The sequence below is a fragment of the Tunturiibacter empetritectus genome (assembly GCF_014201375.1).
Lineage (GTDB): Bacteria > Acidobacteriota > Terriglobia > Terriglobales > Acidobacteriaceae > Edaphobacter > Edaphobacter lichenicola_D.
Genome location: NZ_JACHDZ010000005.1, coordinates 1 through 21666, shown reverse-complemented (window position 1 = coordinate 21666; position 21666 = coordinate 1). Strand labels below are relative to the sequence as shown.

The 21666-nt window shown below is 54.8% G+C and carries 24 protein-coding genes and 2 pseudogenes; 16 read left to right on the top strand and 10 right to left on the bottom strand.

Annotation, left to right across the window (positions count from 1 at the left end):
* Positions 1–432 precede the first annotated feature (432 nt).
* The 3 genes from HDF10_RS14755 to HDF10_RS14745 all read left to right on the top strand — a co-directional run bounded on the left by HDF10_RS14755 (position 433) and on the right by HDF10_RS14745 (position 2250).
* Positions 433–993, top strand: a complete 561-nt coding sequence (locus HDF10_RS14755) for a helix-turn-helix transcriptional regulator (RefSeq protein WP_183814658.1) — start codon at positions 433–435, stop codon at positions 991–993.
* Between the two features lie 97 nt (positions 994–1090).
* Complete coding sequence (locus HDF10_RS21445; RefSeq protein WP_406706548.1) at positions 1091–1438, top strand: SDR family NAD(P)-dependent oxidoreductase; 348 nt, start codon at positions 1091–1093, stop codon at positions 1436–1438.
* 644 nt (positions 1439–2082) lie between these two features.
* Positions 2083–2250: a hypothetical protein gene (locus tag HDF10_RS14745; RefSeq protein WP_183815211.1), complete on the top strand. Its 168-nt coding sequence runs from the start codon at positions 2083–2085 to the stop codon at positions 2248–2250.
* 301 nt (positions 2251–2551) lie between these two features.
* Here HDF10_RS14745 and HDF10_RS14740 read toward each other — a convergent pair whose 3' ends face one another.
* From HDF10_RS14740 to HDF10_RS14730, 3 genes are all read right to left on the bottom strand, one after another.
* Positions 2552–2713, bottom strand: a complete 162-nt coding sequence (locus tag HDF10_RS14740; protein WP_183814657.1) for a DUF3309 family protein — start codon at positions 2711–2713, stop codon at positions 2552–2554.
* Between the two features lie 1349 nt (positions 2714–4062).
* On the bottom strand, positions 4063–4893 hold the full coding sequence (locus HDF10_RS14735; RefSeq protein ID WP_183814656.1) for a response regulator: 831 nt from the start codon (positions 4891–4893) through the stop codon (positions 4063–4065).
* A gap of 382 nt (positions 4894–5275) precedes the next feature.
* Positions 5276–5986, bottom strand: coding sequence for a Crp/Fnr family transcriptional regulator (locus tag HDF10_RS14730; protein ID WP_183814655.1), 711 nt, complete (start codon positions 5984–5986; stop codon positions 5276–5278).
* A 272-nt stretch (positions 5987–6258) separates the two neighbouring features.
* Here HDF10_RS14730 and HDF10_RS14725 point away from each other — a divergent pair, with 272 nt between their 5' ends.
* A complete protein-coding gene (locus HDF10_RS14725) occupies positions 6259–6495 on the top strand; it encodes an ATP-binding protein (RefSeq protein WP_311732766.1) in 237 nt (78 codons plus the stop codon).
* 42 nt (positions 6496–6537) lie between these two features.
* Here HDF10_RS14725 and HDF10_RS14720 read toward each other — a convergent pair whose 3' ends face one another.
* A complete protein-coding gene (locus HDF10_RS14720; RefSeq protein WP_183814654.1) occupies positions 6538–7341 on the bottom strand; it encodes an XRE family transcriptional regulator in 804 nt (267 codons plus the stop codon).
* A 331-nt stretch (positions 7342–7672) separates the two neighbouring features.
* Between HDF10_RS14720 and HDF10_RS14715 the strand changes: the two genes are divergently transcribed.
* Positions 7673–8119 carry a response regulator gene (locus tag HDF10_RS14715; RefSeq protein ID WP_183814653.1) on the top strand — a complete coding sequence of 149 codons (447 nt, stop codon included), beginning with the start codon at positions 7673–7675 and terminating at the stop codon, positions 8117–8119.
* A gap of 197 nt (positions 8120–8316) precedes the next feature.
* Here HDF10_RS14715 and HDF10_RS14710 read toward each other — a convergent pair whose 3' ends face one another.
* Genes HDF10_RS14710 through HDF10_RS14690 form a run of 5 tightly spaced genes read right to left on the bottom strand, consistent with a single transcriptional unit; the run spans position 8317 to position 12166 of the window.
* Complete coding sequence (locus HDF10_RS14710; RefSeq protein WP_183814652.1) at positions 8317–8763, bottom strand: DMT family transporter; 447 nt, start codon at positions 8761–8763, stop codon at positions 8317–8319.
* A 41-nt stretch (positions 8764–8804) separates the two neighbouring features.
* A complete protein-coding gene (locus HDF10_RS14705) occupies positions 8805–10073 on the bottom strand; it encodes an SLC13 family permease (protein ID WP_311732765.1) in 1269 nt (422 codons plus the stop codon).
* Entirely contained in the window at positions 10074–11237 is a 1164-nt protein-coding gene (locus tag HDF10_RS14700; RefSeq protein ID WP_183814651.1) for a metallophosphoesterase family protein, read from the bottom strand.
* Between the two features lie 11 nt (positions 11238–11248).
* The gene (locus tag HDF10_RS14695; protein ID WP_183814650.1) at positions 11249–11542 is read right to left on the bottom strand and encodes an SHOCT domain-containing protein; all 294 of its coding nucleotides are present in this window, start codon (positions 11540–11542) and stop codon (positions 11249–11251) included.
* Positions 11543–11554: 12 nt separating this feature from the next.
* Positions 11555–12166 carry a hypothetical protein gene (locus HDF10_RS14690; protein ID WP_183814649.1) on the bottom strand — a complete coding sequence of 204 codons (612 nt, stop codon included), beginning with the start codon at positions 12164–12166 and terminating at the stop codon, positions 11555–11557.
* Between the two features lie 256 nt (positions 12167–12422).
* Here HDF10_RS14690 and HDF10_RS14685 point away from each other — a divergent pair, with 256 nt between their 5' ends.
* From HDF10_RS14685 to HDF10_RS14665, 6 genes and pseudogenes are all read left to right on the top strand, one after another.
* Positions 12423–13667: an MFS transporter gene (locus HDF10_RS14685; RefSeq protein ID WP_183814648.1), complete on the top strand. Its 1245-nt coding sequence runs from the start codon at positions 12423–12425 to the stop codon at positions 13665–13667.
* A 23-nt stretch (positions 13668–13690) separates the two neighbouring features.
* Positions 13691–14044 carry an FtsX-like permease family protein gene (locus tag HDF10_RS14680; protein ID WP_183814647.1) on the top strand — a complete coding sequence of 118 codons (354 nt, stop codon included), beginning with the start codon at positions 13691–13693 and terminating at the stop codon, positions 14042–14044.
* A 12-nt stretch (positions 14045–14056) separates the two neighbouring features.
* Entirely contained in the window at positions 14057–14290 is a 234-nt protein-coding gene (locus HDF10_RS14675) for an ABC transporter permease (protein ID WP_183814646.1), read from the top strand.
* Positions 14287–14862, top strand: a pseudogene (locus HDF10_RS21620) (hypothetical protein); the annotation flags it as partial. The gene HDF10_RS14675 and the pseudogene HDF10_RS21620, both read left to right, overlap by 4 nt.
* Before the next feature lie 42 nt (positions 14863–14904).
* The gene (locus HDF10_RS14670; protein ID WP_183814645.1) at positions 14905–15870 is read left to right on the top strand and encodes a sensor histidine kinase; all 966 of its coding nucleotides are present in this window, start codon (positions 14905–14907) and stop codon (positions 15868–15870) included.
* A complete protein-coding gene (locus HDF10_RS14665; RefSeq protein ID WP_183814644.1) occupies positions 15867–17240 on the top strand; it encodes a sigma-54-dependent transcriptional regulator in 1374 nt (457 codons plus the stop codon). The genes HDF10_RS14670 and HDF10_RS14665 overlap by 4 nt, the downstream gene beginning before the upstream one ends.
* Positions 17241–17351: 111 nt before the next feature.
* Here the strand turns inward: HDF10_RS14665 and HDF10_RS14660 are convergent, their stop codons facing one another.
* Positions 17352–18554: a DUF4158 domain-containing protein gene (locus tag HDF10_RS14660; RefSeq protein ID WP_183814643.1), complete on the bottom strand. Its 1203-nt coding sequence runs from the start codon at positions 18552–18554 to the stop codon at positions 17352–17354.
* A gap of 142 nt (positions 18555–18696) precedes the next feature.
* Between HDF10_RS14660 and HDF10_RS21595 the strand changes: the two are divergent.
* From HDF10_RS21595 to HDF10_RS21435, 5 genes and pseudogenes are all read left to right on the top strand, one after another.
* Positions 18697–19039, top strand: a pseudogene (locus HDF10_RS21595) (recombinase family protein); the annotation flags it as partial.
* A 6-nt stretch (positions 19040–19045) separates the two neighbouring features.
* Positions 19046–19246: a helix-turn-helix domain-containing protein gene (locus tag HDF10_RS21590; protein WP_455685154.1), complete on the top strand. Its 201-nt coding sequence runs from the start codon at positions 19046–19048 to the stop codon at positions 19244–19246.
* Positions 19247–19358: 112 nt separating this feature from the next.
* On the top strand, positions 19359–20558 hold the full coding sequence (locus HDF10_RS14650; RefSeq protein WP_183814642.1) for an aspartyl protease family protein: 1200 nt from the start codon (positions 19359–19361) through the stop codon (positions 20556–20558).
* 259 nt (positions 20559–20817) lie between these two features.
* Entirely contained in the window at positions 20818–21045 is a 228-nt protein-coding gene (locus tag HDF10_RS20990) for a hypothetical protein (protein WP_260177906.1), read from the top strand.
* Positions 20969–21349: a transposase gene (locus HDF10_RS21435; RefSeq protein WP_406706545.1), complete on the top strand. Its 381-nt coding sequence runs from the start codon at positions 20969–20971 to the stop codon at positions 21347–21349. The genes HDF10_RS20990 and HDF10_RS21435 overlap by 77 nt, the downstream gene beginning before the upstream one ends.
* The last annotated feature ends 317 nt before the right edge of the window (positions 21350–21666 follow it).

Sequence of the window (21666 nt, the reverse complement as noted above, 5' to 3'; positions counted from 1 at the left end):
TTATTCCGATTTAATTGGTCTAAAGAACCGGTCAATGGTGAAACGGGGGTATGCTGTTCCTATTGATCTTCCGTATGGGGAGGTTAAGCAGTGGCTAATTCTGGGGTTCTTCCTGTCGACGCCGTAGAAGTGATGCGTGGAGGGTGCGCCATGTGCCCTTTTCCTACCCGCTCTTCGATTACAAGTAAGGGAGCCGGTTGGAATGGAATAGCCCTGGAGTCGTTCAGTGACATCCCGGGCGTCGCCATCCCGGATCATGAGCATCCAACCCATTTTGTGAACCTTCTTACTCGGGGAGAAATCAAGGCTCAGTGGACTACCGAAGGACGGACTCACAGTGCAGCCAACAGTCCTGGCACAATCTATTTGTTACCGGCGGGTACTCGTGATCGGCTCACCTGGTCGGGTCCAACAACTCGGATCGTCCTGGTCATGGAGCGAGGTTTCCTCGCGCGCTCAATTGAGAACACTGCGCATCTCAATGAGTTAGAGTTAAGGACACACTGGAATCTTCGCGATCGTCATATTCAATCATTGATGCTCGCTATGCATGCCGACCTGGAAGATGGCTCTCCGGCTGGCCCTCTGTATGGTGAGTCTCTTGGTTTGACGCTCGGCCTCTACCTCATCCGGCGTTATTCGGCTCGAACAAACAATAGCGCCCAATTTCGTGGGGGTATGCCTACAGCCCGTCTGAATCGAGTCCTTGATTTTATCAACCAGAACTTTGCCCAGGACCTTCGTCTATGGGAGCTTGCCGAATTAGCGGGAATGAGTCCTCATTACTTCTGTGAGTTATTCAAGGCGAGTACTGGACTGACTGCATATCAATACGTCCTGCAGTGCAGAATCGAACGTGCGAAGCAGTACATTCGCGATCCGACCTTTAGCGTCGGCGAGGCGGGCGCTGCGGTAGGCTTCGCTGACCAAAGTCATTTCACAAAGGTTTTTCGTCGGATGGTTGGCGTTACGCCGATGAAGTACCGTGGTTAAAGTTGCAATGCCAGTTTCTGTGTGAAAGCCGCCTTTGCAAAAGCCCATCCATTCCGGCTTTGACGCCGCTTCTACTGCGGCCGAGGTTATCTAGGGCATCGACCTGTCTAGCAAGGTTGCAATCGTCACCGGCGGCTATTCCGGTATTGGCCTGGACACCGCGCGAGTTCTGCGTTCCGCCGGCGCCAGTGTCATCGTCCCGACTCGCGATCACGACAAGGCCGTACGCGCCCTGCACGGTCTCGACGTCGAGATCGAGGCGATGGATCTGCTCAATCCGGTTTCGATCGATGCCTTTGCCGAGAGGTTCCTCGCCTCCGGCAAGCCACTGAACATACTCGTGAACAGTGCGGGGATCATGGCGAGTCCGTTGTCACGGGACGCGAGGGGCTATGAGTCACCGACGGCAAGCGGATGGGAGACGAACCGTAGCGCAAGGTTTTAGCCAAAATGGTTTGACGGGTGCGGATGGTCCAGTCTACCGACCTATGCGGGATCAAGCCGGTCGAGATAACTTATGATTTCCATGCACCCGCCCACACCATTCTTGGCGCCTACCTCAGCGTGGGCCCGCAATGTTATGCCATGAGGGCCACGAGACTCGCGAAGTTGCGGATGCACCGAGAGTACTGACTCGATTACGGTGTCGCGTTACTTCCGAGTGATGTTTCCCCTCCGACAAATTCATTGCGCTCGATTTTTGTTGGATTTGATTCTGGAGCCATGTCGTTCTTTCGTGTTGTTTCCTGTGTTGCGTCCGTGATGCACTCTCCTCGTTTCCATGAAAGGTTGGATGCCAGAAATTGAAGGAGACACTGCGAAGGCAAGAGGGTGGTTCTTGTCGACATCAACCAGGTGGGCCAACACACAAGCGCTGAGAGAGCGATGCGCGGCAGGCAGGCCCTTAGTCATAGCCCAGGTTGTCGTTCACGGGCGCTCGCGTCTCTGCTCGGAACCGAAACTAGGGTGCTTTTAGATGCCGCGCAACATCAGCACAGAAGAACCGCGGACCGCATCAAAGAAATTAATGGTGCTTAGGTGGCCCTGGTCATCACGGCGCTTTATGCGACCAATACAACGAGGTGTGGCATGGCAGAGATAGACAAGATCAATCAACTTCCAGATGCGGACGAACTTCCCTCTGCAAACGAAGATTCCGCCGAGTACAAAGCAGGGTTCCAAGCAGGCAAAGAGGGTAAACCTAGCGACGGAAAAACGGTGGATTGGCATCGCGGGTGGGCCGACGCACAGGAATAGGCACACTCGGATCAGCGCAGGGACGGCGAACAACCGCAGGAGCAGATCGAGGCTTTCATTGCCGGCGCCACAGTCAGTAGTCTTCGGGTCCTGCTGCAATTATCCAAGCGTTGAGAAGAGTGGCAGCAACGGGGAAATTGATCAGGACATCGACGACGCGAGCGCGCCCAACTCCTCTGGTTGGCGGTGCAGCCGATCCGGAATAATAAAAGTCCACAGTTTGAGGTACCGACCCTGGGAGAGCCTCCAGTTAGGCAGACTTTCCCTTTGTCAACTGACCCATAGAGATTTATCGCCAATCCTACAAGCGGCTTCGGCCTCTACCAAACAACAGGTAGATGATCACAATCGCGAGGACAAGGCTAATGCCACCACCGCCGTAATAGCCGATGCCGGGGCCCATATAATAGCCGCCGCCGCCGAATAACAACAGGAGAATGATCAGAATGATGATGAGAGGCATGGGCGAAAGTCTAGCACGACTCGCTGTAGGGATGCTTCTCGTCAGGGGGGAACCAAAAGAGCGAAGTCTTCCATTCGTTTGGAAAGCGCGACCCACAATGTAGTCTGTTCGCGACCATCGGAATGCTCCTCCCGGCCAAGTTTCAAGCGAGAGCGGCGGCATTTGGGAAAGGACCGCCTTCGTTCGGCCTACTTTCGACATAGTAATTCAATACTTGGTTTCTCATCCGGCCCTTCATGATGAACGCTGCCCTGGTCGTGCGATGGCGATTATCAGAGCGAAGTAGGCCAAAGCCAAAATGCCTCCCCGGAGAACTGACCCCATTGCTTCCCACTAGGTTGCAGCCGAAGAAAACCCGCCATGCAAGCGAGGATGAGCAGAAAATGGGCCACGCACCCAACCATCACCATCAGCCTATCGGGCTTACTCACATGCGCGTGTGCACCAACAACCAGAACTGCGCCGCTCCCTTCGGGAGAGATGAGTCACGAACAAATTGAGGCAGTTCCAGGCCATCGATATGATGACCCCAATGCCAAACTCCCAAGGGTTGTTTCGTCGAGTCAGTGTGAGAACAGCCACATAAATCGTCGCTTGGAGCACATCCAGAAGGCGAAGTTGCGGAACCTAGAACGCCGAAACCATCAAAGCGGAGAGGAAGAACCCAACTCCAATAGGGACGAGATACGTGTCCCACGAGAACTCCCTGCGGGAATTTGTCGCATTTAGCTTTTTACGGAGAAGCGGACGGAGGAATTCCCGAAAAGCCAGCGACCCCCGACGCCGCCTACGTTCTTGCTGCAGAGCGAGGATGACCACGTCGATAACGTAGACGACTCGCTGGCTTACTACATTGCGCCGAAGAAGGCGGGGGTTTCCGGGAGATGCATTTGTACGCCCAGGGCGGGCATGCGTTTGGTCTGCGGCGGCACGAAGTTTCCGGTGACGACGTGGCCTCAGTTGGTTGAGACGTGGGGAGATCGGGGATGATTCGGGAGTAGGTTCCCTGGAATCTAAGAACATACATGATACCGATCAGAATCTAACGACCCGTCTTACTGCGTAGCGGTTTCCAACGTCTCTAAGATTTGAGTTTGAATGATGAGGCTCGTCATACGCTTTAACGTGACATCTACCATTCTGATGTATCGCAAAACGTCGTCGGGATTGTGCCGATTCTGCTCGATGAGATAAGCCAAATTGACCAGGCCTTCGACTGAGTTGACCACCTCAATAAGTGCCACTGTCGAGACGGGGTTTGGTTTGTTCACGCTGTCAGCCCTTCGGAGTGGAGGTCACGATCTCCCACAAATGAATGGATAGGTAATATCGCCATTCCTGTCTGGCCCTTAAGCAGGTAGCGCATCTGCAACCGACTCCGCGATGAAACTATCCATCGCCTGGCTTAGCTGGGAATCTACTTCGTCTGCGATCGTCATCACGCCAATCAGCAGCACACTGAAATCGATAGTTGCCAGATTTTTCTGCAAGGTATCGAAGATGCAGACCTGCAACATCCGTGACTCTTCCACCAGCATGGCTGCGGTATATCCCTGCTCTTGCCGGTTGATTCCATGATCGCTAGCTGCTTTTGACACCAGTTCCTTGCTCCCAATCGGCTTGCTGGATTCAAGTCGAGACACCAGATCCCTGAAAACTTGTTGCAGATGACTGGTGCGCTGCTCGAATGTCATCGAAACTGCCATCACCTTCTTGTCAGTCTTGATGCGGCCATACCATGCCTGAATGGTCTCCTCTACCGAGCGTTGCAGGATCTCCGCGACCGTCTCCACCACCTGTGGAAGAGGCGCTCCGGTCTTCACCCTCTGCTTAATCGCCTTGACGAGCGCCATTACTTCCATAGGTTTTACCAGAATCTGATCGGTCTGCTGCAAAATGGCACGAGCTGCTGCCTCCATCTCCGGAAAAGCGCTCAAAACCATCGTGACAGCTTTTGGATTGGAGTGACGCATCGCGCTCACAACCGTCAACCCATCTCCTGCTCCAGGCATATGAAGATCAGTCAGTAGCACATCGAAGACAGTTGAGTTGATATGCTTGAGAGCTTCCGAGACATTAGCTGCCGTGGTCACAACGAAGCCGTCCGCCTCTAATATCTTGCACAGGCTGTAGCGTACAACTTCGTCATCATCCACAAGCAGAATCTCGATCTTGGACATCGCACGCCTCAAGGGCACTCCGACACATACCCAAGGTAAGCATCTCACTTTGGAAAATCCCTGGTCTGTTCTGTTTTGCTCATGCTGCGCACTTTATTTCTGCGAAGCTTAATGAGTATGCCCAACACAGTGGTTAAGCGTCTCCAAGATCGAATTGCAGATGCCAAACATGATATCGAGTCCACCGAAATGCACCTCGTCAAACAGAACGAGTCTTCGATCTCGCCGGATCAAGTCCAGGGCTTGCGGGGGCTTCAGGAAATGTACCGAAAACGTATCGTCAAACTGGATGCGGAGATCGCTTCCGTCCCCAGTCTAAGAGAGGACAACCCGGGGAGCTTACAAGGATCATCTGTGCAGTCCTCCGTGGAATTGTCTGATGTCACTTCTTTGAAGGGCTCAAAAGTGGAGCACTTGTAGCATTTTCTTCGGACGGTTGGTCGTGGAGGATCACATTTAGCAGCGATTTGTGAACCTGGATGCGACCGTTGTATTCGATGAAGCCCATCTTGCGAAAGCGATTCATGAAGAAACTGACGCGAGAGCGGGTAGTCCCGATCATATCCGCGAGAGTTTCCTGCGTAATCGGAGGAATCAACGTTTGCTCTTCGCCCGGTTGGCCGAACTCGGCCATCAGCAAGAGGATTCGCGCAAGACGCCTCTCGCTGGAGTTGAAGAGTTGATCAACGAGGTCGGCCTGGACCCGCATACTGCGGGTCAACAGGTAAGCCATGAACACCTCAGAAAGAGCGTGCTCTTGATGCATGATGCGGATCATCTCATCGCGTTCGATCTTGAGCGCAATACAGTCAATAATGGCCGATGCGGTCGCCAAACGCAGACCTTTCACCGCCGCAATTGATTCTTCTCCGACGAAGTCGCCTGGGGACAGGAGCGTGATGGTGGCTTCTTTACCGGCGCTCGAGACAACAGTGAGTCTTGCGCGGCCGTGTTGAAGATAGAAGACGGAGTCGGCCGGATTTCCCTGGGAGAAGAAGGATTGCTTGGCCTTTAATTGGACGATTTTTCGTCCTATTCCTGCTGTCTTCAGAAAGATCTCAACATCGAATTTTGTGGCTGACAGATCGGTCATCGCATTGCCTCTCGTACTTCTCAGCCTGAATGGAATGCGTTTTACGGCAGCTCAACCTTTCGATTAGATGCCTTAGGTAGGCTCTATGTCGTATACCCGACATCATAAACCTGTTTGGCACTCCGGTCGTCCTAATTACCCGGAAAAATAGAGCCAAAACATCTCGGTAGAAGCACCGCCAGGTGAGTTGCGCCAAGTCATACTAATCTGATTGGAAATGCGCTGGACGCTATGCCCAAAAGGGGGTCCGCCTGACCGTTGCCGACACGGGCGTGGGCATACCAGCAGAGGTTATACCAAGGATCTTCGAGGCATTCTACACAACCGAGAAGGCGACCGGAAATGGCATCGGATTTTGGCTCAGCCAGGAGATCATCAATAAGTGCGGCTCCAAGATATACGTAAAAAGCATTCTCGGCAGAGGAACGGTTTTCAGCTTCCATTTGGCTGGGTTGGCCCTCCTGCCGCAGCGTGCCTTCTTAAAGAGCACGACAGATCGGACCAATTAGGTAGCGACTGAAAGTTCTCTTCGTAAGGACCACAAGACCTGCTCAGTTCTCTTGTGCGTTTACAACGTCGGATTCCATAGGATCTTTCGAGACCCACCACACGACTGCGCCGATAACCTTCCACTTCGAATGATCGCTGACGTCCACGGGCAGGTATTTGTGGTTTGCTGACACAAGAATGTCCGAGGAAGGCAGTCTTTGTAGCCGAGCCACCTTGAAGCCGAGATCGCGATGAGAAAATACAGTGAGCCTTTGATTGAGGGCGTCGCGCTCCGTTACCGCGGTATCTACTGCGATAATGGCATCGGGCGGAATGATGGGAGCCATGGAGTCCCCAGCAACTCGCATGCTTATCATGCTCTCCGGGTGTGGGCACCAGCGAAGGGGAGCCATAAGAACATCTTCAACTTCTGCTTCGGAAAGCGGCACATGCGGTTTAGGCGGCACACGATCTCCATAGGCGACGACGTACAGGAGAGGAAGGACGACCGCCGTAGATCTCTCGGCAATCACTTTGCTCGAAAGCTTTCTTGAACTCACCAGATTGAAGTCTTTTAAATTGACCTGCAGCGAGGATAACGTAATGCGCAAATTCGTATCTGGAAAGTTAGCCGGATCGACTCCGGCGCGTTCCCAGAAGTAGATTCCATCCGGGGCGCCCGCCAGATTTCCGATAGCTGCATAAGCGGCGCTGTTCGGTTGATGGCTGCCCTTCATCCAGCGCGTAACCGTCGCAGGAGAAACGCCAACACGCGTTGCCAATCCTGCTTGTGAGAGCTTCAACCGAACCAGAAGGCCACGGATTCGGGCCGACCATTCCGGCAGCGAGACTCCTTGATCGGACATCGAAACTCCTTCCGGCTCTCGATTTCACTCATGCAATTTACTCAATGAAATCAAGCGCTTACAAGCAACATCCGGTATGCTATCAGCGGCTATATGGTGCACGTAACGCGTGTGTGTTGACCTCAGGATTCGGTTCAGCAGGAAGGAGGTATGGAGATATGTAATAGTGCAAACAATCAGGGAGAAGGGGAGACGATCCCTACCGCCTCGAAACTGACTTGCGCGGTTCCTCAAAAGGCTCACCCGATTGGCCTAGATTGACCCTAGTCTTTAAATGCGCTCCTGACCAGCGTGCCTTCAAAAGAATGTTTTAGAAACGGGGAATATTCAGATGTTGGGCTCACAAAAACCAAAGGTGCTGATCGTCGATGACGAACGTGTGATCACGGACACTCTAGTGACAATCTTCTCGAATTCTGGCTATGAAGCCCGTGGCGGTTATTCCGCAGAAGAGGCAGTGGCGATCGTGGAATCTGCCGAGTGGTGCCCGCAGCTGGCGATAATTGATGTGTGCCTGCCAGGAATGAATGGCATTGACCTCGCAGTTCTTTTCAGAGCGCTATGCCCCGATTGCCACATAGCCCTTTTTTCCGGGCAGGCGGCAACAGGTCAAATGTTGGAGCAAGCGCAGCAGGACGGTCATTCCTTCGAGATATTTGCCAAGCCCGTACACCCGACTGAGCTTTTGGGCGTGGCCTCCAATAAGCTGTCGCCTCTTATTGCTGATCGTAAAGACCAACCCGCTTCTACTGACCCGATGCCACAGACCTCATGCTGATCACGTTGTGCAACGACGAATGGGAGCATTGGATCCTCGACTTGAATCCCAGGGTTGCCTAGATTCTCAGCTCCTTTAGCAATCGAAGGAATGACTCAATTCCGCAGAGCTGGAATGACAAGCCATCGCCTCATCCACCAATTTTCTAATCCATCTTTAGCTATCTGGGTCTACACCAAACGTCAAGAATATTGCATCTAGAACTTCGCGATCAGAGTCACCCCGCCAATCAGAAGCAGGCCGCCAAGTACTCGCAGCGGGGTGATTGGGTGAGTGTCCATACGAAACCAGCCGAAGTGATCGACTACCAAGGACATGATAAGCGCCGAGGTGACGGTGAAGCCCATGAATGGTCCCGCTCCGACTCGATTCACTAGTGTCAATCCGGCATACACCTGGACTGCTCCCACAAGACCTCCGATGACTGCCCACCAAGGCATCGAAGCGATGTTCTCGGTAGTGGGTAATGGATGAGGGATGATGAGGAACGCTCCGACGAAGAAAAACGTAATCAGTGCGAACGAAATCGCGGATGCCAGCCATGGGTTGACCATGTGCTTGTTGAGTTGTCCATTCATGGCGGCACCACACGTCTGCAGCGCACCTCCGATGATGATGAAGGGGATAATCCAGCCTGAGTTCATAATTCTCCTTTCTTAGCCAAACTTTCTTCGGGTCAAAGCGTTCAAAATGCTTTGAACAGCATGTGCATGAGGACGGCTCCTCCAACGGAGACAAACAACGCAATAGGCATTGCTATCGCTCCAACCTTGAGAAAACCCCAGAAGCTCACATCGAGCTTTTCCCTGCGAAGTGCGATCAACCAGAGAATCGTCGCCAATGAACCTGTGACGGAGAGGTTCGGTCCCAGATCGACTCCGATCATTACAGCGTTGGCAATCAATCCCTTTACATGAGCTGCCTGCAAGGTGCCCCCGGCGATCAATCCAAGCGGCAAGTTATTTAAGAGGTTGTTTGCGATGCCTACAGCGACGCTTGTCACGAACGCTCCGAGTGCGGGAGCCAGTCTTTGCGCCCACTGTAACGCCGCTTGCGTGAACTTTAGGGCGCCGATGCTTTCGACAGCATCCACCATGATGAAGAGTCCCGCTACAAGCGCTATCGTTCCCCAACTGATCTCCTTTGCCAGCGCAAGCGGATTGCTGCGAGCTTTGATGGAAACGGCTGCTGTGATCGCAAGAGCAGCAAGACACGTCGGCAGGCCGAGATCTTTATTCAGCGCTGAGGCCGTCAGCAACACCGCAGTCACCACACCCAGGCCGATGAGAACCATCTTTCCGTTGCCAGTGAGCGGCCTTGCGCCGACCGTCTCTTCAATTTGCGCGGCCAGATCTTTCTTGAAGACCATACGCATGACCGCGTAGGTTGCGACGATTGAAAGGATCGACGGTACACCGAAGGAAAGGAGCCACCGACTGAGAGGTGGCATACCCTGATGGAACACGACGAGGTTTGCAGGGTTCGAGATGGGTAGGACAAACGAGGCGGCGTTCGCAATCAAAGCGCAGGCAAAGAGGTGCGGAAGCGGCCGTACTTTGGCTTTTCGGACTGCGTTCAGGATGGCTGGCGTCAACACGACGGCGGTGGCATCGTTCGACATGAAGATCGTTACGAGCGTGCCGATTCCATAGATGAGGGTGAAAAGCCGCGCAGTTGACCCGTTTGCTCCTCGAACCGCAACGGAGGAGAGCCAATCGAAGACGCCATGCTCGCGGGCCAGTTCCGAGAGGAGCATCATGCCGATCAGGAAAAGATATACATCTGAACCCTCGGCGACCGCCTTTCCCGCAAGCCTGAGAGGAACCAACTGCAAGAGGATAAGCAGTAACGCCCCGCCGCCGATCCAGTAGACCTCGGGGATGCCGCGCGGTCGAAGGAGCATCAGCACAATACTGACGCCGACGATCAAGGGGAGAAGAATGTGAGAGGGCACCTACCATTTCCTCCCGTTCTTATTCGGTCCGAGCTGGGTCGCCAGCAGGCCGCGCTCCGGCCAGGCCGCGACAGCGTTGTCCTGGTCTCGCTCAGAACGACTCGGGGAGTTGTAAGCAGAAGCGCCAAGAACTAAGCGAATGCTGTCCTCCGCAGTTTGGCCGTGTGCATCTTCTACCGATACGGTGAGCGAGCACACGCCGTCGGGAAGACTTGAGCGATGTAATTCGCCCTGCCACACGTTGCTCTCCGCAATCTGCGACAACTGCACTAACTGGCCTTCAAGCGTAGCGACTGCATTCTTTATCTCAGTCTTTCCCCATGCTTTGGCCCGAATCAAAACTCCGTCGTCGGCGATGTGGCCTTTCATAGCAGCGTCTGTGATGAAGCGCTCATCGGCGGGAGACGTAATCACTACAGATGGGAGTTCGTTTAGGGCAAGAAACTTCCAACTGATGACCTGGCCGTCGATGTTCGTCACCGAGAAACCTACCGGTCCCTCTTCAATCTGGCCTGTCGAGCGGGTTGCGGTGTAGAGGGTTCGCCCGTCATTTGCCAACTCGTTGTAGTGGGTATGGCCCATGTCGATGAGGCGGACTGAAGGACGTTCGACAAGTCGTCGCAACCTGTCTCCCCCTTGCTTGAGGTCAGTTGGATAGCAATGCAGTAGAAGAACGATGGATTGTTTCTCTTGCTCCGCTTGTCGAAGGTCTTCCTCCAGCCAGTCAAGCTGTTCGTCAAGAAGACAGAAGGAGCCGGGATCGGGAATATCGAATGCGTTAAGAGCAACGAAGCGAACCGATCCAACTTGAAATGAATAGTGCTTAGCATGAGCCATGAAGGCAAGATAATTGGTGAAGCTCTTTTCATGGACATCGTGGTCTCCGATGATGGAGCACCACGGGACCTGAAGGCGGTCGAGCGCCTCGCGCACGACTCTGTACTCAGTTACGCTCCCGTCGTCTGCAACATCGCCGGGAATATAGACGAAAGCTAACGAACCCGTGAAGGCTCGATTGATCTCTTCGACGATAGAGACAAGGTCAAGGTGGTTCTGCTCGCCGGCTTTGGTCATGTGGAGATCGCCGATATGAATCCAGGAGAGGACTCCAGCAGCATCGGGCAACCGTTGATGGAAGGGCTGCAAAGGTGGTGTATCGGTCATACGAATTTCTCCTACCGTTCAGAAAGAAGCTGCATGATGCGCTGGAACTCTTCTTGGCTAATCTCTCCTCGCGCGTAGCGCTCCCTTACGATGTTTTGCGGTGAGGCGAAATCAGCTGCGTTGAGTCGATTCGAGAAGAGTTTCCGGATCGGTCGATAAGCGAGAGCAACAACTATTGCCACGACTGTTATTCCCGCAACTTCATCCCATCCCGGTCCGAGGCCGAGCAGCGGGCCCATCGGGCCCGCGCACCCTGCAAACAGAATCAGAACAGAAAGCTTCGATAAGTCTTTGAGAGTTTTCATGACGTTGCTCCTCTACATCTGAGGTGGAGGGGGAGGGGGCGTACCTACAGGCGGTGGTACTGCGCCGTCTGGCGGAGCTGGGGCTGCTCCGTCCGGAGGCGGAGGTGGAGGTGCTCCCGGAGCACGCCGACCACGCGGTACTCTTGGCCCCTGCGGCCCTGCGGGAGGCGGAGGAGGCGGTGTCCCGCGCGCAACGCCCGGCCCCAGGTCAGGAGGCGCAGGCGCCGCCGCTACAAAGGTCTGGCCATTCGTGGTGATGCTTTGGGCGATCAAGCTCGTTTGGCCGGCGATGACCTGTTGTATGCCGCTGACCTGAACGCGCGTTCCCCTGATGACGCTCGATTGCAGTCGCATTCCAACGTCAGGCGGCAGGCTGACCGCGATGCCATTCCGCAGTGTGAAGGCTTGGATCTCTCCTTGCGGGCCGTACACAACGGCGTTCACACGGCTGTTATGAGTTGCGGTTACTCCCTGCTGTACAGGCACCGAAGCCCCGGGAGGTGGAGGAGGTGCGGCTGCTCCAGGGGGCGGGGGTGGGGGTGCTGGAGGTGGGGCCTGAGCAGCTGCAGCCAGAACAAGGGCTGGACTGAGGGCCGCGATGAGAAATATACGAGTAGATTTCATGGGCTTCTCCTTCTTGCACGATGGAGAAGGGCAACCTTCTCGCCAAACTCGTGCCCTCCACAACTGCAACAAATCATTCGATCTCGAACTTCAGGTCGATTCCAAGAACGGCCCGATGTGTACGCTGAGCGCTCACCACGTGAGCGGAAAGCGAACACATTGAAGAACTCTAGGCGCGCTGCAACGCACCAAGCCCCTCAAAACACTACGAATCGACAGGATCTGGAATGGCTGTGAATGTGCCTTTTAGACTGGCATGGTTCAGAACGCAAAAAGCGATCCATCCGACAGGGCTCCATCGCGCCAAAGTCGTTTTGGACTCAATGCCGCTAACTTCTTTCAGGCCGAAGCTGTCGGCGTCGTCCTGCCCATCCTCAACACCTTTCTCAAAGAAGCGCGCTGGCGTTACGACCAGATCGGACTTGCCACTGCACTGCTTGGATTGGGAACCCTCCTCTTCCAAACGCCTGCCGGAGTTCTGGTTGACCGGTTCAAAAACCGCCGACTGCTCTTCTTTGTCGCCTCTATCGTCGTTGGTGTCTGCTTTGGCGTGATCCCTTTTGTTCCCCGTAGCGCGCTCTGGATTGACTCGTTACTCTTCCTCTCTGGCGTGGCACAGAGCATCTTCATCCCTGTCCTTGGTGCGCTGGCTCTCGCACTCGTGGGTTACAAGGCTCTCAATCGCACACTTGGCGAAAATCAGGGCTGGAACCACGTTGGAAATATCGTTGCCGCGCTCCTGGCGTTCGTAGCCGTCCGGTACTTCGGCAGCGCATCCATCTTCTATTCGGTGGCGATCGCGTCGCTGGTTGGTGCATTCTCCGTCTACTGGATGCGGAAGGAAGAACTGAATGAGGAGGTCGCATCCGGCGACGGCAAGCAGCCTAAGGTGAAATGGGGAACGATTTTGCATGATCGCCCCGTACTCTTTTTGCTGGCCGCAGTCGCGCTGTTTCACTTGGCAAATGCCCCAATCCTTCCAGTCACCGCCCTCTACATCAAACAACTCGGAGGATCGAGCGCTCTCACCACCTTCACCGTGCTGTCAGCGCAATTGGTAATGGTGCCTGTGGCCTGGGCTACGGGGAGACTCTGCGATTCCTGGGGAAGAAAACCTATCATGGCCATCGCTTTCTGGGTTCTGCCCTTCCGAATCTTCTCTTATATCTTGGCCCACAGCCCGCATATGGTGGTATCTCTTCAAGCGCTGGATGGCATCGGCGCTGGGATTTACAGCGTCGCCATCGTCGCCTTTGCAGCAGATCTGACGCGCGGCAAGGGACAGTTCAACTCGCTGCTCGGAATCTTCGCAACAGCACAAGCCATCGGCGGAGTCGTCGGCCCCATCGTCTCGGGACTCGTGCTGCAGCACTTCGGCTTCAACATGACCTTTCTCGGTTTTGCAGTGCTCGCGCTACTCGCCGCTGCAATTTTCCAACTATTGGTACCAAATACGCAGTCGATGGAAGCCCCACAAGCTGCTTCAACGGTCAACGCATGAGCAGGCTTCATAACGGCATCCCTATGAAACGATCGCTGACAATCCTTGCGCTCATCTGTTCAATCGTCGCGCTCACGGCAAGGCGGTTGAACACGACCCACAAGAAATCGACAACCGTGCTGGCTGTTGTGAAGCCGGTTGTGGGCAACCTTCAAACCGCAGTCAAGTCTACGGGCACTCTCTATCCAAGCCATAGTGTAGACATCAAGTTTGACGGACAGGAGATCGTTGAAGGTCTCAAGGTGAAGGAAGGGGATCATGTTCCAGCCGGCGGTTCGCTTGCGGTGGGAGGGATCGGCATCATGAATATCATGCTCGTCGCAATATCGAAACGAACGCGGGAGATAGGAGTGCGAAGAGCTGTTGGGGCAGATTGAACTAGCATCCTATTGCAGTTTCTCCTGGAATCCATCGTCCTGAGCCTGGCCGGAGGGATGGTCGGCGTCGCTCTGGCTGTCATCACCGTTGGCGTAGCAGGCCTTGCACTACAATGGCACACGCCAGTTCAGCTTGGCGGTATCGCCACCGCTCTCTTATCCGCGACAATGGTAGCTGTCCTCTACGGCATCTATCCTGCAAGGAGGGCGGCAGCATTGAATGTCGTGGACGCAATCCGTGAATGAGCCAGCTAACTCCAACTCGCCTGCTTCGCAGCCTTCGCAGTCGTATTTTGTTGCTTACTCTGCTGGTCTGCGTTTTGCTGGCGTCGGCACTGACAGGCTTCTTCCTGCTCCTTCGTCATACGCAATCCACGATCATCAGTGGTTCGGCTACTCACCTCTTCACCGTAGTCAACACGTTTGCGAAAGACTATCTCACCGCAACGGGCTCCTCGAATAACAGTGAGGCCGTTCAGGCTCTGGCGGCAGAACCGAATCCCCGCGCAAATTCTATCCTCGCGGCCTTCAGCGTGAGCGCCTTCCGCCGGGACCCCGGAGTGGAGGGAGGTTTTTACTCTTCGACAACGGACAGTTTGCTTGGATACGCATTTCCGACGAATGACGGGCCAGGGCCGAAGAACGACATTCCCCCGCGCGAACACCCTACGATCCTGTCTGTCGCCCAACAAGCAGCATCCAGCGACAAACCGTCATCCTTCGTTTTCCGAGGACAAAAGGACGTAATCCTCTTTCAAGCTGTCCCCCTCTCCAGAAATAATCAGGTTCTGGGAAGCGTTTGGGCTATGCAGCGAATTCACGATGTGGACACTGGAAGAGATCTTCAGGCTCTCTTCGGAGTGAGTTGTCTCGCGCTTGCCGCGATCGCTTGTGTTGGCGTTGCATTCTGGATTACCCGGAATGTACAGGCGGATGTCTCGACAATCCAAGGACGCCTTAAGGATTTAGAAGTGGATCTGAATCAGCCTCGTCGGGGTAGTGTAAGCTCCGCCGAATTGGATGGCATCCTGAGCGGAATAGATGTGCTCGGAGTTTCACTGCAACAGAAGATCGAGACAGAACGTCAGCTCATCGAGCAGCTTCATCACAAAGAACGTCTCGCTGCTCTCGGCCAAGTCGCAGCAGGCGTGGCGCATGAGTTGCGGAACCCTCTTGCGACCATCCGCCTTCGCGCACAGATGTCTCTCCGTAGCAAAGACCCCGAGCAACTAGACCAATCCGCAAAGCTGACTTTAGAAGAGATCGACAGACTCAGCGGAGTCCTCGACCGGCTCCTCTACTTCGCCAAGCCAATTCAGCTTCAAGTTAAGCGCTTCGATCCGGCGCAAATGTGCGAAGACTTGCTGGCGGCATTGCGGCCAGAGGCCGAAAGTGCGTCCATTGAACTCGTGTGCAACGATTCGGACAGCGCCGATCTGTTTGGCGATGCGTTGAAGTTGCGCCAGGTCATGGAAAATCTCGTCCGCAATGCGATGGAATCATTCGAGGGAACGAGGGATTTGCAGAAGAGGATTCTAGTATCCATAACGTCAACTCCAACGAATGTCAGGATAACGGTCAAGGACAACGGGGCTGGTTTGCCTAACAACATCTCGGCAAAAGCGTTCGACCCGTTCTTTACGACGAAAGCACGAGGCACAGGACTCGGTCTTTCGATCGCCAACGAAATGGTCCGTGCGCACCAAGGGACGTTGACGCTGAAGAGCGCGCCGGGCGGAGGTACAGTTGCAGACCTCCTTCTGCCTCGTTTCGCGGAGCATCCGCGCGAACCAATTGCATCGGAACGAAGTGGAGCCAGCGTATGACAGAAAGAATCCTCATCGTCGATGATGAGCGCAATTTGCGAGAAAGTCTTTCCGAAGCATTAAGCCAGGCCGGTTATCAGGTGTTGACGGCCTCGGACGGCAAGGAAGCTTACTCGATGATCCAGGAGCAAGAGCTCGACCTCCTCCTCTGCGACTGGAGAATGCCGGAGATGGACGGAGCTACGCTCCTGAATCTTCTTCGCGAAGAAGGAAGACTCGTTGATCTCCCCGCACTTGTCATCACGGCCCACGGCACGAGCAACAATGCGATCGATGCGATTCAGCTTGGCGCCTATGACTTCGTAACCAAGCCTTTTGATTTGGACGACGTGATTGTGACTATTCGCCGCGCGCTTGAACACTCCTCACTTCAAAAGGAAGTGAAGCAATTGCGTCGGCAAGTCGGCGACCCAAGTCCGCGTAGAGGAGAGATCATTGGAACTTCCCCACTCATGCTCAACGTGTTTAAAGAAATAGGGAGAGTCGCCCAGACCAACTCCACCGTGCTGATAACGGGAGAATCCGGCACGGGTAAGGAGTTAGTTGCGAAGTCAATCCACGCGCACAGCGAAAGACGCAATGCAGCTTTTGTCGTCGTGAACTGTGCAGCCCTTCCAGAGAACCTGATTGAATCAGAGCTGTTTGGCTACGAAAAGGGTGCTTTCACGGGAGCACTCAATCGGAAGGTCGGTAAGTTCGAGAGCGCACAGGGCGGAACGATTTTTCTCGATGAAGTCGGCGAACTTCCTCTCGAAACTCAACCGAAGCTCTTGCGGGTTCTCCAGGAGCATACCTTCGAGCGGCTGGGAGGGACGCAATCGGTTGACGCAGACTTTCGAGTAATCGCAGCAACAAACCTCGACCTGGAAGAAGAGGTTGCAGCAGGCCACTTTCGCAGCGATTTGTATTTTCGATTGAGCGTTGTTCCTATTCGACTGCCCTCACTCCGAGAACGCCGCTCGGATATCCTGCCGCTCGCAGAGCATTTTCTTCAGTCATACAGCGAGAAACACGGCCTGAGAGCTACGGGTTTTGTGGAGGATACAATTCTCAAGCTCCAGCGTCACGCATTTCCCGGCAATGTCCGGGAACTGGAGCACATTGTAGAACGAGCGGTGGTGAGAGCCGGAGGGAGAGCCATCACCTGCGACCTTATCGTGGTCGATGAACTGGCGACAACTGAATTATCAATAGGAAGCGGGTTAGAAAAACTGCTGGAACTGCCATACAGAGAGTCGATACAAGCTTGGGAACGGCTGTTGATTGAGCGGGCTCTGAAAGCAGCAGGGGGCAACAAGGCAGAGGCGGCCCGGGCGCTGGGCGTTCATCGCAGGTTGCTATATGAAAAGCTCGGCTCCGAAATATCATGAGCTGCTGTCTTGTCGATTATCGACACCTACCCGCTGACCCCAATAGGGGCAGTTTCGAGAGACCACATTGTGAGGGCAGCATGAACTGTGAAACAAAGGTCCACCTGACAGTTAAGTAGTGCCCGTCAGCAGTTTTTCTGCTTCTTTCTCCAGGCGCCGAAATTCAACTAGTAAGTCTTGCGCATCGAAGTCCTGATCCCGCGCGAGTTCCGCTGCCTCTTTCACGCTGGCAGAGAAAGAGTCCCAGGGTACGATCGCTTCAATCGCCGCAAACGGGTCGCGCCCTTGCTCCCAGGCATCGACCAGAGCCGCGCCAACTCTCGCGTAGAGCCGAACCTTATCGTTGATGGCTTTGCCCTGTTCGGCAAAGGCTCGTTCGTATTTGTTCTTCGACTTGGTAAAGAAACTGCCGATCAGTCGGTCATTGAGGTCGATGATTTCGTCGATCAGCGTCGCCGCCGTTTCTATCATCAGCGCGACCAGTGTGCCGTGACGCCGAGCCTGCTCGTACTCCTTGAGTTGATACACCGCAGTTTGGCCGGCTTCACGGGCGAGCTGCAGGAGAGGGTTCTGATGCAGTTTATGACCTACCTCCAAAGATAACCCAAGATCCCGGATCGCATTGAGCCGCTCGATATGGCCGAGTACGGCTCTCGGGGTGGGCGCTCCCGGCGGCATCCGTAACCACGAGAGCGCACTGTACGGGCTTCCCTCGCGTTGTTCCAGTAGTTGATCCAGCTTGGTGCGCTGTTCAAGGTTGAGGTCCTCGGTGAGAAGAGCGAAAACCTTCCTCTGTGCACGTGTCATCGTTTCGGCACAGAGACGTTCGATCACCGCAACCGGAGGAAGAACGATCAGCCGTCTCCGAAGCTCATTTACAACGGTTTGCGCGAGAACGATCCCCCGCGTCGTCTGCAAGGCTGTCGGATCAAGCCAGACCGAGATGGATCGGTAGTGCCTGGTCCCGAACTGCTCCATTCCCAACCGAGGCAGCAGCTCAAGCAGATGGCTTCGCCGCGTCGCATCGCGCTCCGCATAGACATCCCACACATCGACCGGAATTCCGAGCTGTCCGGCGACGATATCGAGAACAGGACCGTGCGGCCTTTCGTCACCCGCCAGCACTCTTCCCTGGTAGCGGAGATAGCTCATCAGCACCGCAATGCCAAGGCGGTTGTGGTCCCCGCGATGCTGTCTGACAAAGGCCAGATCAGTCTTCGTCAACGTGTACAGGCGAATCAGCTCTCCCTCATCCGTTGGGAAGGCGAGCAGTTCAAGGCGCTCTGAAGAGGTCAGCAGCTCGCGACGGGGCATGATCGAGGAGTGTAGCGAATACGGAGGTTTTCAGGACAAGAGCAGCACGCCACGATAAGCGCTGTTTCGCTGCTCAGAAGTGTCTCACAACTTGTCCGATAAACTGTGTCCGAAATACCCCGGCCTTGATAAGATTCGAGACATGCGCATCGGCTACGCCCGCGTTTCGACAGACGACCAAACTCTCGACTTGCAAAGAGACGCATTGAAGCGAGCCAAATGCCGAGATTTACGAAGAGCAGGCCAGCGGAAAGAACACCGGCAGGCCACATCTTGAAAGTTGTCTCAAGAGCCTGCGTGAAGGCGACATGCTGGTCGTTTGGAGATTGGACCGGCTGGGCAGAAATCTGGCCGATCTTGTGACGCTCATCGCCGATCTGGAGCACCGCAAGATCAATTTTGTGTCGCTCACCGAAAAAATTGAGACCGGTTCACCGGCAGGCCGACTCGTGTTCCACGTCTTTGCGGCGCTCGCCGAGTTTGAATGCAATCTGATCCGCGAGAGGACATGTGCTGGTCTCAGAGCGGCACGTGCTCGCGGTCGCAAGGGAGGCCGTCCAGCAAAACTCTCCCCCAAAGAGGTGAAGACCATCCGTGCTCTGCTCAAAACCGCTGATATTCCGGTCGCTGAGATCGCTGCCCGGTTCCGCGTCGCCCGGTCTACACTGTACCGCGCCGTTTCCGTCCAGTAACGATTGAGTCCATTGTTGTCACCCGAGGAATTCGAATATGCTAAATGTTCCTTGTAATGGCAGTATAAGTTGCAAGCGCCTCGCGAGAAGGGCCTGGATGGCTTTTTGTGTAGTGCCTCTGATCTCCACTTGTTTCGGCCAGGCTGCCCCGGCCTCGCAGCTACAAGCACTATATGAGTCGCATCAATGGTTCTCGCTGCGCAAAGCGACTGAACACACCAAGGCTCCGTTTTTTTATCGCTCTGCTGTTGAAGCCGCATTCAATCGGATAGGGCCAGCACAGAAGCATCTAGATGCCGTGATCCAGGCCGCTCCACATTCCCCGGACGCCTACAAAGCACATGAACTGCTGGCAAGCCTCTACTTCAGAAACGGCTTGTATAGCAAAGCATTCACCCAGATCGACGCGATGCTTGCTGAAAAACCTGCCGAGGAAGACGTGAAGAATATGCGCCCATTATTCAGCGCACTGAGTCAGTCCAACCAGATCGTGCTCAGAAAAAAGGCATCCACGCTTCAGATGCGTATGGAAGACGGAAACTTGTACCTCCCGCTGGCCGTTGTTGGGAAAGAGGCGAACTATGTATTCGACTCCGGCGCCAACTTCTCCATCATGAGCGAATCAGAGGCCAAGAGACTTAGCCTAATGGTGCGGAATGTAGACACCCAACTTGGTGACAGTAGCGGAGCGCACCTCGGTGTTCGCGTTGCGGTGGCGAAGGACGTCACCATCGGCGGACTTCATTTGAAGAACGTTGCCTTTGGCGTTCTGCCGGATACGCAGGAGCCATTCGCCGAATTACCGGAGGGCAAGCGCGGTATTCTTGGAATTCCTGTTCTGCTTGCGATGCAGACTTTGCGTTGGGAACCAAATGGCACTTTTGCTTTTGGCTTTAACCCAAGACACACTGATCTCTCAACCTCAAATTTATCCTTCGAGGAATCGTTTCCCGTTACGCAAGTCTTCTTCCAAGGCAAGTCGCTCGACTTCACTCTCGATACCGGAGCTACGCACACCGTACTGAGCCCTCCGTTTGCCATGGAGTTTCCCGCTCTCCTGAAGTCTTCAGGGCAAAAAGAATCTCACAAGCTGACGGGCGTGGGTGGGAGTTCCAGCTACGATTCCGTTTTGCTGCCCTCGGTGACCCTTCAGGTAGGTGGGCACAATGTGAGCTTGGAGCCTGCTCATGTGCTGGTCAAACAGAGCAGCGACACGAGCAGTTGGGCGGCGGGGAATCTCGGCATGGATCTACTCAACCAGGCTCATGTGATCACCCTCGATTTTCACGGTATGATGCTTAGCTTGGAATAATCGGCTATCTGGTGACCCTAAGACGGTCCCTTGGCGTACGTGGAAAGCCGTTCTCGAAAGCCCCGGCCGACGGACTCATAACCAGTAGCTCAGTTGCTTGCCCGACCTAAGACTCCGGAGGCGTTCGCTTTAGGGAACAGGCCGCGAGGCGGTGGGGCCCTTAGCGTACATAAATTTCCCTTTCTTGAGGTGTCCCCTTGAGGCGGCTTTACCTGGAATTTTAGAAGATGCCACAGCAAAGCTTTCCAGCGCACTTCGCATGCTGATCTCGCAACTCGAGCACGAACTGGAGGAGCTGGCGAACTTCATCGGGGAGGCGGACGGCGCCATGGAGCGGACATCGCGTGAGAACGAATCCTGTCGGCGCTTGCTCGCCGTTCCCGGCATCGGCCCCGACTGCAACAGCGCTCATCGCGGCGATCGGAAACGGAGCAGCGTTTCGCAAGGGTCGAGAGTTCTCGGCCTGGGTTGGCATGGTGCCGCGTGAATCCTCCACAGGAGGAAAGCAGAAGCTATTGGGGATCAGCAAACGGGGCAATCCCTACCTGCGAAAGCTCTTCATCCAGGGAGCCCGGGCAGTCATGCTGCGAGGGACCAAGCAATCGATTGGCCTCAGAACTTGGATTGAGAACATCGCACTAAGGAAGCACCATAACGTCGCGGCAGTGGCTCTCGCGAACAAAATGGCCCGAATCGCCTGGGTAGTTTTGTCAAAAGGAGAGGCTTACCGGCCCGCTCTGCTCGTGGATGAAGAGCCCAAGCCGCGTGGTCTGCACATGACGCCTGCTTGAGGCAGGCTATTGGAAATAGCCTTGCGATTCTCCGCAACCCACCCACGACGCTTGAACAAGTTTCCCTGCCAGGTCTGCTGGCGAACAATGAGATGGCACAACGGTCGATCCCGACGCTCTCCTAGCCTGATGCGCCAGCAGTCCCTCAAGACTGAAAAGCTAAATAGGAAGAGGGCGTAGCGCATTCCATCCTAGCCGGGAGTCGTACACTCCGCTAAAGGTTGATTAGATAAGGGCGAAGGCTCAAGTGAAGCCCGTAGACTATGTCTGGTTTAGAGACCAGGGCCAGCGTGAGGAAGGAGTCGGGATGATCATAA